This is a genomic window from Sorangium sp. KYC3313 (assembly GCF_052075895.1).
In the GTDB taxonomy this organism is placed as follows: domain Bacteria; phylum Myxococcota_A; class Polyangia; order Polyangiales; family Polyangiaceae; genus Sorangium; species Sorangium cellulosum_B.
In genome coordinates this window covers 2,233,997-2,246,761 of record NZ_CP197255.1, presented here as the reverse complement: position 1 = coordinate 2,246,761, position 12,765 = coordinate 2,233,997, and the positions used below count along the sequence as shown (strand labels likewise).

The 12,765-nt window shown below is 66.6% G+C and carries 23 protein-coding genes and 1 pseudogene; all 24 read right to left on the bottom strand.

Translation table 11 applies throughout. The annotated features are described in order from the left end of the window. Positions 1-13: 13 nt before the first annotated feature. Positions 14-532 (bottom strand): 50S ribosomal protein L17, encoded by a 519-nt coding sequence (rplQ, locus tag ACSRUE_RS08845; protein ID WP_437763674.1) that lies wholly within the window; start codon positions 530-532, stop codon positions 14-16. 20 nt (positions 533-552) lie between these two features. After that, entirely contained in the window at positions 553-1,593 is a 1,041-nt protein-coding gene (locus ACSRUE_RS08840) for a DNA-directed RNA polymerase subunit alpha (protein WP_020740962.1), read from the bottom strand. Positions 1,594-1,801: 208 nt separating this feature from the next. Continuing rightward, a complete protein-coding gene (gene rpsD / locus ACSRUE_RS08835) occupies positions 1,802-2,431 on the bottom strand; it encodes a 30S ribosomal protein S4 (RefSeq protein WP_272102129.1) in 630 nt (209 codons plus the stop codon). Between the two features lie 11 nt (positions 2,432-2,442). Continuing rightward, positions 2,443-2,853 (bottom strand): 30S ribosomal protein S11, encoded by a 411-nt coding sequence (rpsK, locus tag ACSRUE_RS08830; RefSeq protein ID WP_437277599.1) that lies wholly within the window; start codon positions 2,851-2,853, stop codon positions 2,443-2,445. A gap of 20 nt (positions 2,854-2,873) precedes the next feature. Next, complete coding sequence (gene rpsM / locus ACSRUE_RS08825) at positions 2,874-3,254, bottom strand: 30S ribosomal protein S13 (RefSeq protein ID WP_012240548.1); 381 nt, start codon at positions 3,252-3,254, stop codon at positions 2,874-2,876. A gap of 43 nt (positions 3,255-3,297) precedes the next feature. After that, positions 3,298-3,414, bottom strand: a complete 117-nt coding sequence (rpmJ, locus tag ACSRUE_RS08820) for a 50S ribosomal protein L36 (protein ID WP_012240549.1) — start codon at positions 3,412-3,414, stop codon at positions 3,298-3,300. A 31-nt stretch (positions 3,415-3,445) separates the two neighbouring features. After that, the gene (gene infA / locus ACSRUE_RS08815; RefSeq protein WP_012240550.1) at positions 3,446-3,697 is read right to left on the bottom strand and encodes a translation initiation factor IF-1; all 252 of its coding nucleotides are present in this window, start codon (positions 3,695-3,697) and stop codon (positions 3,446-3,448) included. Further along, entirely contained in the window at positions 3,694-4,335 is a 642-nt protein-coding gene (locus ACSRUE_RS08810) for an adenylate kinase (protein WP_441290605.1), read from the bottom strand. Before ACSRUE_RS08810 ends, infA begins: the two co-directional genes overlap by 4 nt. Before the next feature lie 10 nt (positions 4,336-4,345). Then, positions 4,346-5,674, bottom strand: a complete 1,329-nt coding sequence (gene secY, locus ACSRUE_RS08805) for a preprotein translocase subunit SecY (protein WP_441290604.1) — start codon at positions 5,672-5,674, stop codon at positions 4,346-4,348. A 44-nt stretch (positions 5,675-5,718) separates the two neighbouring features. Continuing rightward, positions 5,719-6,210, bottom strand: coding sequence for a 50S ribosomal protein L15 (gene rplO / locus ACSRUE_RS08800; RefSeq protein ID WP_012240553.1), 492 nt, complete (start codon positions 6,208-6,210; stop codon positions 5,719-5,721). Between the two features lie 50 nt (positions 6,211-6,260). Continuing rightward, positions 6,261-6,464 carry a 50S ribosomal protein L30 gene (gene rpmD, locus ACSRUE_RS08795; protein WP_437295775.1) on the bottom strand — a complete coding sequence of 68 codons (204 nt, stop codon included), beginning with the start codon at positions 6,462-6,464 and terminating at the stop codon, positions 6,261-6,263. A 134-nt stretch (positions 6,465-6,598) separates the two neighbouring features. Beyond that, positions 6,599-7,078: pseudogene (rpsE, locus tag ACSRUE_RS08790) on the bottom strand (30S ribosomal protein S5); the annotation flags it as partial. 79 nt (positions 7,079-7,157) lie between these two features. After that, positions 7,158-7,517 (bottom strand): 50S ribosomal protein L18, encoded by a 360-nt coding sequence (gene rplR, locus ACSRUE_RS08785; protein ID WP_012240556.1) that lies wholly within the window; start codon positions 7,515-7,517, stop codon positions 7,158-7,160. Between the two features lie 47 nt (positions 7,518-7,564). Beyond that, positions 7,565-8,182, bottom strand: coding sequence for a 50S ribosomal protein L6 (rplF, locus tag ACSRUE_RS08780; RefSeq protein WP_441290603.1), 618 nt, complete (start codon positions 8,180-8,182; stop codon positions 7,565-7,567). Next, entirely contained in the window at positions 8,182-8,577 is a 396-nt protein-coding gene (gene rpsH / locus ACSRUE_RS08775) for a 30S ribosomal protein S8 (protein ID WP_012240558.1), read from the bottom strand. Before rpsH ends, rplF begins: the two co-directional genes overlap by 1 nt. Before the next feature lie 4 nt (positions 8,578-8,581). Beyond that, positions 8,582-8,767, bottom strand: coding sequence for a type Z 30S ribosomal protein S14 (locus tag ACSRUE_RS08770; protein ID WP_012240559.1), 186 nt, complete (start codon positions 8,765-8,767; stop codon positions 8,582-8,584). A 10-nt stretch (positions 8,768-8,777) separates the two neighbouring features. Further along, positions 8,778-9,503 (bottom strand): 50S ribosomal protein L5, encoded by a 726-nt coding sequence (gene rplE / locus ACSRUE_RS08765; protein ID WP_437763668.1) that lies wholly within the window; start codon positions 9,501-9,503, stop codon positions 8,778-8,780. A 2-nt stretch (positions 9,504-9,505) separates the two neighbouring features. Continuing rightward, the gene (gene rplX, locus ACSRUE_RS08760) at positions 9,506-9,823 is read right to left on the bottom strand and encodes a 50S ribosomal protein L24 (RefSeq protein ID WP_437763667.1); all 318 of its coding nucleotides are present in this window, start codon (positions 9,821-9,823) and stop codon (positions 9,506-9,508) included. Next, complete coding sequence (gene rplN / locus ACSRUE_RS08755; RefSeq protein WP_012240562.1) at positions 9,823-10,191, bottom strand: 50S ribosomal protein L14; 369 nt, start codon at positions 10,189-10,191, stop codon at positions 9,823-9,825. The genes rplX and rplN overlap by 1 nt, the downstream gene beginning before the upstream one ends. 4 nt (positions 10,192-10,195) lie before the next feature. Beyond that, complete coding sequence (gene rpsQ, locus ACSRUE_RS08750; protein ID WP_061614911.1) at positions 10,196-10,405, bottom strand: 30S ribosomal protein S17; 210 nt, start codon at positions 10,403-10,405, stop codon at positions 10,196-10,198. 143 nt (positions 10,406-10,548) lie between these two features. Further along, entirely contained in the window at positions 10,549-10,752 is a 204-nt protein-coding gene (gene rpmC, locus ACSRUE_RS08745) for a 50S ribosomal protein L29 (RefSeq protein ID WP_012240564.1), read from the bottom strand. Between the two features lie 8 nt (positions 10,753-10,760). Further along, positions 10,761-11,174: a 50S ribosomal protein L16 gene (rplP, locus tag ACSRUE_RS08740; protein ID WP_012240565.1), complete on the bottom strand. Its 414-nt coding sequence runs from the start codon at positions 11,172-11,174 to the stop codon at positions 10,761-10,763. Positions 11,175-11,186: 12 nt separating this feature from the next. Further along, positions 11,187-11,879, bottom strand: coding sequence for a 30S ribosomal protein S3 (rpsC, locus tag ACSRUE_RS08735; protein WP_020740980.1), 693 nt, complete (start codon positions 11,877-11,879; stop codon positions 11,187-11,189). A 17-nt stretch (positions 11,880-11,896) separates the two neighbouring features. Then, positions 11,897-12,235: a 50S ribosomal protein L22 gene (gene rplV / locus ACSRUE_RS08730; RefSeq protein WP_012240567.1), complete on the bottom strand. Its 339-nt coding sequence runs from the start codon at positions 12,233-12,235 to the stop codon at positions 11,897-11,899. Between the last annotated feature and the right edge of the window lie 530 nt (positions 12,236-12,765).

Below are 12,765 nucleotides of genomic sequence, written 5' to 3'. Positions count from 1 at the left end.
GCCTGGTTCCGGCTCAGCCGGCGGTCGTCGCCGGGGTGGCCGGCTCCGCCGCGGCGACCGGCTCGGCGGCCTGCGCAGGCGCGTCCGCGACCGGCGGCGCGTCGACGAACTCGATGAGGCTCATCTGCGCGCAGTCACCGCGGCGCGGACCGAGCTTGATGATCCGCGTGTAGCCGCCCGGCCGCCCCTCGAAGCGCTTCGAGAGATCGATCATCACCTTCGCGATGATGTCGACCTTCTTGCCGTCGGTCGCGACCCCCCAGCGAGGGATGTAGCTGCCCACCAGCCGCTCGGCGTGGAGACGGCGCGCTCTGTCGCCGGGGCTGAGCTCCCCGTGCGCGGTGTACGCGACCTTGCCGAGCCGCGTCGCCTTGGTGATGAGCCGCTCGGCCACGCGCCGCAGCTCCTTCGCCTTGGCGTCGGTCGTCTCGATCCGCTCGTGGGTGATCAGGTTCGCCGTCAGGTTGCGAAGCATCGCCCTGCGGCTGGAGGTATCCCGACCAAACTGCCTGCCCGCTTTCTTGTGACGCATGACGTTCCCTCAGTACCGACTCACGCCTGCGCCTGCTGCGCCTTCCAGCGCTCGAGGAGCTGCGGCCAGTTGTCGATCTTCATCCCGAGCGAGAGCCCCATGTTCGCGAGGATCTCTTTGATTTCCTTCAGCGACTTGCGACCGAAGTTCTTGGTCTTGAGCATGTCCTGCTCGGTCCGCTGCACGAGCTCGCCGATGAGCGTGATGTTCGCGTTCTGCAAGCAGTTCGCGGAGCGGACACTCAGCTCGAGCTCCTCGACGGAGCGGAACAGGTTCTCGTTGAGCGGCTCGTCGTCGCTCATCACCGCCTGGTAGCTCGTCTCCTCGCTCTCCTCGAAGTTGACCCAGATGGAGAGCTGCTCCTTGAGGATCTTCGCGGCGAAGGCGACCGCGTCCGCCGGCGAGACGGACCCGTTGGTCCAGACCTCGAGCGTGAGCTTGTCGTAGTCGGTCACCTGCCCGACGCGGGCGTTCTGCACGGTGTAGTTCACCTTGCGGATCGGCGAGAACAGCGCGTCGATCGGGATCGTCCCGATCGGCATGGTCGGCGTCTTGTTGCGCTCGGCGGGCACGTAGCCGCGGCCCACGTTGACCGTGAGCTCCATCGAGAGCGGGCCCTTCTTGTCGAGCACGGCGATGAGGTGGTCGGGGTTGAGCACCGACAGGCCATCGACCAGCTGGATGTCGCGCGCGTACACGGGCCCGGGCCCCTCGCGATCGATCCGCACCGAGTACGTCTTCGGGGTGGCCGCCTTGAAGACGACCTCCTTCACGTTGAGGATGATGTCGCTGACGTCCTCGACCACGTCCGGCACGGTGGTGAACTCGTGCAGCGCACCCTCGATGCGGATGGCCGTCGCGGCCGCCCCCTGGAGGGAGGAGAGCAGCACGCGGCGCAGCGAGTTGCCGATCGTGATCCCGAAGCCGCGCTCCAGGGGCTCACACGTGAACTTGGCGTAGAACTGGGTCCCGCTCTCCGCGTCGATCGAGATGCCCTTCGGCCGGATCAGGTCGCGCCAGTTACGGGCGATCATCGTGAGGTTCGGGTTGTTCATCGTCATGGCGATCTCCTTCCTTCATGAGGTTTGCGCGGAGGTCTCACGCCGTGGCCGCACTCGGCCGATCGGCGCCGCCTCCTGCCCGCATCCTAGGCTCCATGCCCCCGCGCGCGAGCGCGGGACGGCGGCGCCGAGGGGAGCCCGCAGCGAGCGAGCGCACCCTGCAAGGTGCGCTCGCGACGCCGCCCTCCTCCGCGCCGCACTCGCGCGATCAGCGCGAGTAGTACTCGACGACGAGCTGCTCGCGGATCTCCGGCTCGTTGAGATCCTCGCGGATCGGCGCGCCCTTGATCGCGCCGGTGAACGCCGCGCGATCCACGTCGATCCAGCTCGCGACCGGGCGCTTGTCCGCGCCGCCGACGGAGGCGAGGACGCTCTTGAATTTGCGCGCCCCCTCGGTGAGCTCGACCCGGTCACCCGCCCGAACGACGTAGCTCGGGATGTCGAGCCGCTTGCCGTTCACGTGCACGTGCCCGTGCCGGACGAGCTGGCGCGCCTCGGCGCGGGACGAGCCGAAGCCCATCCGGTGCACCACGTTGTCGAGCCGCCGCTCCAGCAGCCCGAGCATCTCCTCGCCCGTCCGGCCCTTGCGCCGGTTGGCCTCCTGGAAATACCCGCTGAACTGCCGCTCGAGCACGCCGTAGATGCGACGCACCTTTTGCTTCTCGCGCAGGCGCACCGCGTACTCGCTCAGCTTGATGCGCCCCTGACCGTGCTGGCCGGGGGGATACGGGCGCCGCGTGTACGCGCACTTCTCGGAGTAGCACCGCTCGCCCTTGAGGTAGAGCTTCATCCCCTCGCGGCGGCAGAGCTTGCAGACCGGACCAATGTAGCGAGCCATCGTGAATTACCTCAAACCCTGCGCCGCTTGGGCGGCCGGCAACCGTTGTGGGGGATCGGCGTGACGTCGCGGATCAGCGTCACCTTGAAGCCAGCGGTCTGGAGCGCACGGAGCGCGCTCTCACGCCCGGCCCCCGGCCCCTTCACGAACACGGCGACCGAGCGCATCCCGTGCTCCTGCGCCCGGCGCGCCGCCTCTTCCGCCGCGAGCTGCGCGGCGAACGGCGTCGACTTGCGCGATCCCTTGAAGCCGCGAGCGCCAGCGGACGACCACGCGATCGCGTTGCCGTTGATGTCCGTGATCGTCACGACCGTGTTGTTGAAGGTCGACTGAATGTGCGCGATGCCCGCGGAGACATTCTTCTTGACCTTCTTCTTCTGCTTGGCCTTCGTGGTACTGGCAGCCGTCTTCGCTTGCGCCATGGCGTCCTAATCCCCGCTCGTCACTTGGTCGCGGCAGGACGCCGCTGCAACATGCCCTTGCGCGGTCCCTTCCGGGTGCGCGCGTTCGTATGCGTCCTCTGGCCGTTCGCCGGGAGCCCGCGCCGGTGGCGGAGCCCCCGGTAGCAGCCGAGGTCCATGAGCCGCTTGATGTTGAGCTGCACCTCGCGCCGCAGGTCGCCCTCGACCTTGTACTCGGCGTCCAGGAGGTCGCGGATCGCCTTCACCTCAGCGTCGCTGAGCTCCTCGACCCGCTTGTTCTGCGGAATGTTGGTCTTCTCGCAGATTTGCAAGGCGAGAGTCCGCCCGATACCGAACAGGTACGGCAGGGCGTAGGCGACATGCTTCCGACGCGGGAGATCGACACCAGCGATACGAGCCATGGTTACTCCAAACCGAAACGAGGGCGGGCTTCCGCCGAAAGAGCTAGTTCCCCTGGCGCTGCTTGTGGCGGGGGTTCTCGCAGATGATTCGAACGACACCACGCCGCCGGACCACCTTGCACTTGTCGCAGATCTTCTTGACGCTCGGGCGCACCTTCACGGGGAGCCTCCAGATTCCTCAAAAAACTACGTTACTTATGCCGGTACGTGATCCGGCCTCGGCTCGGGTCATACGGCGAGACCTCGACGGTCACGCGGTCGCCCGGCAGGATCTTGATGTAGTACTGCCGCATCCGGCCGCTGATGGTCGCGAGGACGCCGAGGCCGTTGTCCGCCTTCACGCGAAACATGGCGTTCGGCAGGGCCTCTTGAACCACGCCGTCGAACTCGAGCTTGTCGCCCTTCGGTTCTTTCGGCGGTCTGGTCTGATTCTTACGCCTCATTCTCCACCCGAGCCCGGCCGGCCAATGGCCGACAGCACCCTGTGCGTCACTTCCTCAGGCTTCCCGACTCCATCGACGCGATGCAGCAGCTTCTTCTCCTCGTAGAACGGAAGAAGGGCGGCCGTCATCGCCTCGTAGGCGTCGAGACGCTTTGCAACAGCCTCGGGCCGATCATCGGCCCGATGCTCTAGCTCCGCACCGGGGGGCGGCGGATTATAGACGAGATGATGTATCTGTCCACTGCGTTTGTCAGTTCGGCGGTGGATCAGCCGTTCCTCAAGCAGGGGACGCGCCACGTCCAGCTGGATCACCGCATCAATCCGCCTGCCGTCCTGGTTGGCCAGGAGCTCGTCGAGCGCGTCCGCCTGAGGCACAGTCCTGGGAAATCCGTCCAGCAGGAAGCCATTGCTGCAGTCGGGCTCGACCGTCCTGCGCGCGATGAGGCCGATGACGGCCTCATCCGGCAGGAGTCCGCCAGAGTCCATGATGTCCAGATAGCGCTTCTCCAAGGTCCCCGACCGCTTCGCCTCGCGCAGCATGTCGCCGGTCGAGATTTGCGGGATGCCGAAGCGTGCGCACAGCAGCTTCGCCTGCGTACCCTTCCCAGCTCCAGGAGGCCCCACCAGAACCAAGATCATTTGCCCTCCATCACGCTTCCGGGAGCCTGCGGCCCCGGATGCGGGTGGCACCGGGGCCCGTCAGCCCCTCGTAGCTCCGCGTGATCAGGTGCGCCTCCAGCTGGTTCACGGTGTCGAGCGCGACGCCGACGACGATCATGAGCGACGTGCCTCCGAAGCCGAAGGGAACACGCAGCAGGTTGCCGACGATCGAGGGCACCACGCACACCGCGGCGACATAGAGCGCGCCGCCCACGGTGATCCGCTGGATCACGCGGTGAATGTAGTCCGCCGTCTGCTTGCCTGGCCTGATCCCGGGGATATTTGCCTGTTGCTTCTTCAGGTTCTCCGCGACGTCCACCGGCTGGAACGTGACGTTCGTGTAGAAGAAGCAGAAGAAGATGATGAGCAGCGCGTAGCCGGTGTTGAAGACCCAGTCCCCCCGGTTGATGATCGCCTGAATCTGCTCGGCCCCCGGGACGTTCATGTTCGCGAGCGTCTGCGGGAACATCAGCAGCGACGACGCGAAGATGGGGGGGATGGTGCCGGACGTGTTCACCTTCAGCGGCAGGTGCGCCGTCTGCCCGCCGTAGACGCGACGACCGACCTGGCGCCGCGAGTACACGATCGGGATCTGACGCCTGCCGTTCTCGAAGAAGGCGATGATGGCGATGACGAACACGATGAACGCGACGATCGCCGCCATCGTCAGGGGCTGGAGATCGCCGGCGTTCTGGGCGAAGTAGTTGCCGATCTCCTCCGGGATGCGCGTGACGATGCTCGCGAAGATCAGGAGCGAGACGCCGTTCGAGACGCCGCGCTCCGTGATCTGCTCGCCGATCCACATCAGGAACGCGGTCCCGGTCGTCAGCGTGATGACCGTCATCAGCTGGAAGCCGATGCCGGGGTGGTTCACGATCCCGGCCCCGGTCTCGCTGCTCGACAGGCCCTCGAGCATCTTCGCGATCGAGAAGGCCTGGAACAGCGAGAGCGCGACCGTGCCGTACCGCGTGTACTGATCGATCCGCCGACGCCCCTGCTCGCCCTCTTTCCGCAGCTCGTCGATGGGCTTGTAGACCATGCCCATGAGCTGCATGATGATCGAGGCCGAGATGTACGGCATGATCCCGAGCGCGAAGATCGACAGGTTCTCCAGCGCGCCGCCCGAGAACATGTTGAAGAAGCTCAGGAGGCCGCCGGATTGCTTCGCGACGTACTGCCGCATCGCGTTCCGGTCGACGCCCGGCGTCGTCACGAAGACGCCAACCCGGTAGACCGCGAGCATCACCAGGGTGAAGATCACGCGTCGCCGGAGCTCGGGGATCTTGTGGAAGTTGGTGATTCCCGCGAGGCTGGCCATAGGCGATCCTGGACTCCGGCTTGGTGGGTGCGCGTGCGCGCTGACTACGAGGACGAGGAGTCCGTCGAGTTGCCCTGGGGTGCAGGCGCCGCGAGCACGACCGCCTTGCCCCCCGCCTTCTCGATCTTCTCGACCGCACCCTTGGAGAAGCGGTGCGCCGTCACCGTGAGCTTCTTCGTGAGCTCACCGTCGCCGAGGATCTTCAGCACGTCGAACCGCCCCTGCACGAGGCGGCGCTCGTGGAGCGCGATCAGATCGACCTGGGCGCCATCATCGAACGCCTCGAGGTCGCCGACGTTGACGTTGACGACGATGTCCGCGAGCGGGTTGCGGAAGCCACGCTTCGGGAGGCGACGCTGGATCGGCGTCTGCCCGCCCTGAAAGTGCTTCTTGTTGATGTTGCCGCCGGCCCGCGCCTTCTGCCCTTTTTGTCCGCGGCCAGACGTCTTGCCGACGCCCGAGCCCACGCCACGGCCAACGCGGAGCCTCTTGGTTACGGCGCCTTCAGGGGCTTGGAGCTTAGAAAGAATGTCCATGTTTCACACTTCCGTACGCGGCGACTCCGCTGGAATGACGATCTCGCTTCTCAGGCCTTCGACGAGGTCGCTCCGTCGGCGACCTCCTCGACCTCGACGAGGTGGAGGACCTTCTTCACCATGCCACGGAACGAGGGCGTGTTCGCGACGACCACCACGGACCCCGGCCCACGCAGGCCGAGCCCCTTGATGATCTTGCGGGTGTGCTCGACCTGGCCGATGTTGCTGGCCTTCTGACGTACCCGGAGCTTCACTGCGAGCCTCCTTCACCGCCGCCGCTCGGTGCACCACCGCCGCCGCCCGGCTTCCCGGGGGGCGGCGCCACGCTCGCGCGCCGTCGACCCGCGGTGTTCGTGCTACCGCGGCGCTGGTAGTCGAGCGAGTCGAGCTGCATCGACCGCTTGCCGGCGACGCTCTCCGGGCTCTTGAGCCCACGGAGCGCCGCGACGGTCGCGTGCACGACGTTGTGCGGGTTGCTCGTGCCGAGCGACTTCGACAGCACGTCGTGGATCCCCGCCGACTCGACGACGGCGCGCACCGCGCCGCCGGCGATGACGCCCGTCCCGGGGCTGGCCGGCTTCAGCAGGACCTTGCCCGCCCCGACGTGGCCGAACGAGTCGTGCGGGATGGTCACGCCGTCCAGGGGAATGCGGAACAGGTTCTTGCGAGCCTGATCGTTCCCCTTGCGGATGGCCTCCGGCACCTCGTTGGCCTTGCCCAGGCCGATGCCCACGTGCCCCGCTTCGTCGCCCACCACGACCAGCGCCGAGAAGCTGAAGCGCCGGCCGCCCTTGACGACCTTGGCGACGCGGTTGATGTGGATGACTCGCTCTTTCAGCTTCTCTTCGTCGACATGATCGAACGCCATAACCGTCCTCTATCACGTTCTCCGCCGCGGCAGTTGACCGCGCCCGCCGCCCTCACCATCAGGGCAGCGGCTGTGGGAGTCAGAAATCGAGACCTGCCTCGCGCGCCGCCTGGGCGAGGGCGCTGACGCGCCCATGATACAGATAGCCGTTGCGGTCGAAGACGACCTTGTCGATCTGCCTCTCCTTGCAGATCCTCGCGATCAGCGCCCCGACCTTCTTCGCCGCCTCGACCTTGTTGTCCTCGTCGAGGGAGCCCTTGAGGTCCTTCGACAGCGTCGAAGCGTGGGCGAGGGTCTTGCCGCTCACGTCGTCGATGACCTGCGCGTAAATGTGCTTCGAGCTGCGGAAGACGCTGAGGCGCGGGCGCTCCGGCGTCCCCTCGACCTTCTTGCGGATGCGGAGCTTCCGGCGCTCCCGACCGACGATTTTCATGCCCATGACCGTCTCGTCCCTCGGTGCAGCGGCGTCGCCGCCGCCGCTCGCCTTTACTTCTTGCCGCCCTTGCCGGCCTTGCCAGCCTTCTCCCGCACGCGCTCGCCGCGGTAACGGACGCCCTTGCCGCCGTACGGCTCCGGCGGCCTGAAGCCACGGATCGTCGCGGCCGTCTGCCCGATGAGCTCCTTGTCCGCGCCCGCCAGGACGAGGACGGTGCCCTTCGAGTCCGCCGGGATCGTCGCCGTGAGCCCCGTCGGCACCGGGAACGTCACCGGGTGGGAGAAGCCGAGGGCGAAGTTCAGCGTCGTGCCCTTGAGCTCGACGCGATAGCCGGTCCCCTTGAGCTCGAGCGTCCGCTCGTAGCCCTCGGCGACGCCCTTCACCATCGCGGCCACGAGCGCCCGCGTGAGGCCCTGGAGGCGCGACCCGTCGCGCCCCGGCGCCACCGAGCTCACGTGCAGCTTGCTGCCCTCGAGCTTGATGTCCACCTTGTCGGTGATCGCGCGGGAGAGCTGGCCCTTCGGGCCCTTGACGTCGATCTTCCGGCCGTTGACGGTCGCGGTGACCCCCTTCGGCAGGTCGATCGGGCGCTTGCCGACGCGCGACGTCTTCGGAGCGAGCCGGCTATCACCGTTCGCGGGCTGGGCTGCGTTCGCCTGAGCTTCCATCACCACACCTCGCAGATCAGCTCGCCACCCATCTTGAGGCGGCGCGCATCCCTGTCGCTCATGAGCCCGCGGGACGTGCTCAGGATGGAGATCCCGAGACCGCTGAACACGCGCGGGATCCTGTCGTGACGCACGTACACGCGGCGCCCGGGGCGGGAGACGCGGCGCACGCCGTCGATCGCGCTCTGTCGATCGCGCCCGTACTTGAGCACGATCGTGAGCTTCTTGGGACCCTCGCCCTCGGTCTCGCGCACGTCGGCGATGAAGCCCTCGGACTTGAGGATCTCCGCGACCGCGGCCTTGATGCGGCTCGCGGGGACCTCGGTCCGGTCGTGCCGCGCGAGCGCCGCGTTGCGAATGCGGGTCAGCATGTCGGCGATGGGATCGGTCATCATAGAATCACCAGCTGGCCTTGATCACACCAGGGAGCTCACCACGGAGCGCGAACAACCGAAGGCAGACGCGGCAGAGCTCGAAGTCGCGGTAGTAAGCGCGCGCGCGCCCGCACACCTTGCAACGGTTCTTGTGCCGCGTAGAAAACTTCGGCGGACGGTTCAGCTTCGCAAACTCTTTTGCACGGGCCATCGATAATCCCTCAATGCCGGAACGGGATGCCAAGCTCGGTCAGGAGCGCGCGTCCTTCTTCGTCCGTCTTCGCCGTCGTCACGAACGAGATGTTGAGCCCCTTCACGACATCGATCTTGTCGTAGTCGATCTCGGGGAAGATGATCTGCTCGCGCAGGCCCATCGTGAAGTTGCCCTTGCCGTCGAACCCCTTCGGGCTCACGCCCTTGAAGTCGCGAACACGCGGGAGAGAGAACGCGATCAGGCGATCCACGAACTCCCACATCCGCTCGGCACGCAGGGTCACCATCACCCCGATGGGCAGGTTCTCGCGCAGCTTGAAGGTCGCGATCGACTTCCGGGCCCGGGTCACCACCGGCTTCTGGCCGGAGATCGCCCGCATGTCCTCGACGGCGGAGTCGATGATCTTCGGGTTCTGCACCGCGGCGCCGAGCCCCATGTTGATGACCACCTTCTGCAGGCGGGGCACCATCATCGGGTTCTTGTAGCCGAACTTCTTCGCGAGCGCGGCCGTCACGCTCTTCCTGTAGTGCGTGCGGAGCCGCGGCGCGTAGTTCGGGTCGCGCGGGCGCTCCTCGGCCGGCCCGGAGGCCTCGGCCTCGGCGCCCTTGGCCTTCGCGCCCTTGGCTTCCTTGCTCTTGGCGGGCGCCTGCGGCTTGGCCTGCTGCGACTTGGGCTTGTCCTTGCCCTTGCCGGCGTCCTTGGCCGCCTTGTCCTTGTCCTTCTTGTCCGCCATGGCTAGCCCACACCGATCGCGCTGCCGCTCTTGCCGACGCGCGTCTTCTTGCCGTCCTCACCGACGCGGATCTTCACGCGCGTCGGCTTGCCCGTCGCCGGATCGACCGGCATGACCTTCGAGGCGTGCATCGGCGCCTCCTTGGTGATCTTCCCACCCTCCTGGTTGCGCGGCGTGGGCCGCTGGTGGCGGGTCACCGTGTTCAGGCCTTCCACGACCACGCGATCCTCGTCAGCGAGGATCTTGGTGATCCGGCCCTGCTTCCCCTCCTCCTTGCCGCTGATGACCTGCACGAGGTCACCGACCCTGAGGCGCTTCATCAGAGGACCTCCGGAGCGAGAGAGATGATCTTCATGAACTTCTTCGCGCGGAGCTCACGAGCGACCGGCCCGAAGATACGGGTACCGATCGGCTCCTTCTCCTTGTTGATGAGGACCGCGCTGTTCCCGTCGAACTTGATGTAGCTGCCGTCCGAGCGCTGGTACTCCCGGGCGGTGCGGACGACGACGGCGCGCGCCGTCTCGCCCTTCTTCACCTTGGTGCCCGGCAACGCCTCCTTGATCGAGACGACGATGACGTCGCCGAGGGCGGCGTACTTGCGGCGCGAGCCGCCGAGCACCTTGATGCACTTCACGATTCGGGCGCCGGAGTTGTCCGCGACCTCGAGATGCGTCGACACCTGGATCATGGCGCTACTCCTCCACCGGGCGGGCAACGAGCTTGGTCACGAGCCACCGCTTGTCGCGGGAGATCGGCCTGTGCTCCGTGATCTCGACGCGATCGCCCACCTTGTACTGGTTCGTCTCGTCGTGCGCCTTGTAGCGCTCCCGCTGACGGACGTACTTCTTGTACACAGGGTCGAGCGCGTTCCGGATGACCTCGACGGTGACCGTCTTGTTCATCTTGTCGCTGGTCACCTTGCCGACCAGCTTGCGCCGGAAGCCGTGCGCCTTCGCCTCGGTCTCGGCCTGCGCAGGCGCCGCGGCTGCCAGCTCGGGCGCCGCAGCGGCCGGCTGCTGGATCTCTGCCTTCTTCTTCGCCATGGCTACGCCTTCTCCTCGGCACGCGCACGCTGCGTGAGGATCGTCTTCACCCGCGCGAGATCCCGCTTCGCCTTGCGGATCGTCGCCGTGTCGTTCAGCCGGTTCGTGAAATTCTTGAACCGCGCCTCGAACAGGCCCGCCGCCAGAGACTTCTCGAGCTCGCGCAGGTGCTCGGTGGTGCGTTCACGCAAATCCTTCGCCTTCATCGCCTACCTCACGTCAGCCCGCGGGCGAGGAACTTGCACTGCATCGGGAGCTTGTGCGACGCGAGGCGGAACGCCTCCTTCGCAGTCTCCTCGCTCACGCCGCTGATCTCGTACATCACGCGGCCCGGCTGCACGAGCGCGCACCACTCCTCGGGCGCGCCCTTGCCCCCACCCATGCGGACCTCGAGCGGCTTCTTCGTCACCGGACGGTCCGGGAAGATGCGGATCCAGAGCTTGCCCGCGCGCTTCACGTGCCGCTGGATCGCCATACGAGCCGCCTCGATCTGCCGCGAGGTCACGCGGGCAGGCTCGACGCACTGGAGCGCAAAGTCGCCGAAGGAGACATCGCTGCCCGTCATGGCGAGGCCGCGGTTGTTCCCCTTCTGCATCTTGCGGAACTTGGTTCGCTTCGGAGACAGCATTCTGCAATCCCTCTACTGGATCCGGCGCGCCTTACGCTGCAGGACCTCGCCCTTGAACATCCAGACCTTCACGCCGATGATGCCGACCTTGGTCTTCGCCTCGGCCAGGCCGAACTCGATGTCGGCCCGAAGCGTGTGCAGCGGCACCCGGCCCTCACGGTAGGTCTCGACGCGGCTCATCTCGCTGCCACCGAGCCTGCCGGCGCAGCGCACGCGGATGCCCTTCGCGCCGAACTTCATCGCGGTGGACACCGCCTTCTTCATCGCCCGGCGGAACGCGATCCGGCGCTCGAGCTGCGTCGCGATGTTCTCGGCGACGAGCTGCGCGTTGGTCTCGGCCTTCCGGACCTCCTGCACGTCGATGAACACCTCGTTGTCGGTGAACGACGACACGCCCGGGAAGAGCGTCTCGCCCTTGGACGCGGTGCCGACGTTCCCGCTCTTCAGCGTCTCGATGCCCTTGCCGCCCTTGCCGATCACCATGCCGGGGCGGGCGGTGAAGACGATCACCTTCGCGCGGTTGGCGGCGCGCTCGATCTCCACGCCGGCGATGTTGGCGTTGTAGAGGTACTGCTTGATCGCGCGCTTGATGCGGATGTCCTGGTGGAGCCACTTCTGATACGCAGCGCCGTCCTCGTACCACTTGCTGCTCCACGTCTTGATGACACCGACGCGGAAGCCATACGGATGGGTCTTTTGTCCCATAGCGGCAGGTCCTCTACTTACTTTCTCTCGTCGACTTCGATGACGATGTGCGACACGCCCTTGGTGATCCGGGTCGCACGGCCCATCGCGCGCGGCCGCCAGCGGCGGTTGAACTTGTTCGGCCCCTTGTCGACGGTGGCCTTGCTGATGAAGAGCGCGTCGATGTCAGCGCCCGCCTGCTGGGCGTTCGCGACCGCGCTCTCGATGATCTTCCGCAGGACGGGGGCTCCGCTCTTCTGCGTGAACGAGAGCAGCTGGATCGCCTCGTCCGCGTCGCGACCTCGAACGAGATCGGCGATCATGCGAGCCTTGCGCGGGGCGATCCGCGAAAACATCGCACTGGCTTTGCTTACCATTCGAGACACCTCGCGACACCGGCGGGCGGAGTGACTCCGTACCGGGTTTCGGTTCACTGCGAACCGGTTGCACCGTCGTACGCTTCCGGTCCCAGCCCGACGTCCATCGACGTGGGCCCCCTTCGCGTCACCGGGGGGGTTCCCACGGCGGCCGAAGGGGCGGAGCTGGGATCGAAGCGCCGTTACGGCTCTTCTACTGGGAGACCGGGAGGACACCCGATCGCCCGGGAAAACGGAGCGCGGTGATTACCAGCGGGAGGCGCGGTACGCAAGCGCGATCCTTCCGCTCCCTTTCAGTTTGTTTCGCGCGTCCCCGTGGGCTGAGCAGCTTTTCAGATCTTCCTGAACGGACGTCGGGGGGCTCCGGGCACGCCGGGCCTGGTGCTCGGGCAGGCGGGCGGGCGACCACGAGGCTGAAATCTGTTCTTGACACTGACGAAATGCATCTGAAACAAGCTGTCGACGGCGGTCTGAGCCGTCGACGGCGGAGGTGCACCCCCGGAACGTCGGCGTCGGACGGCTGGACCAGG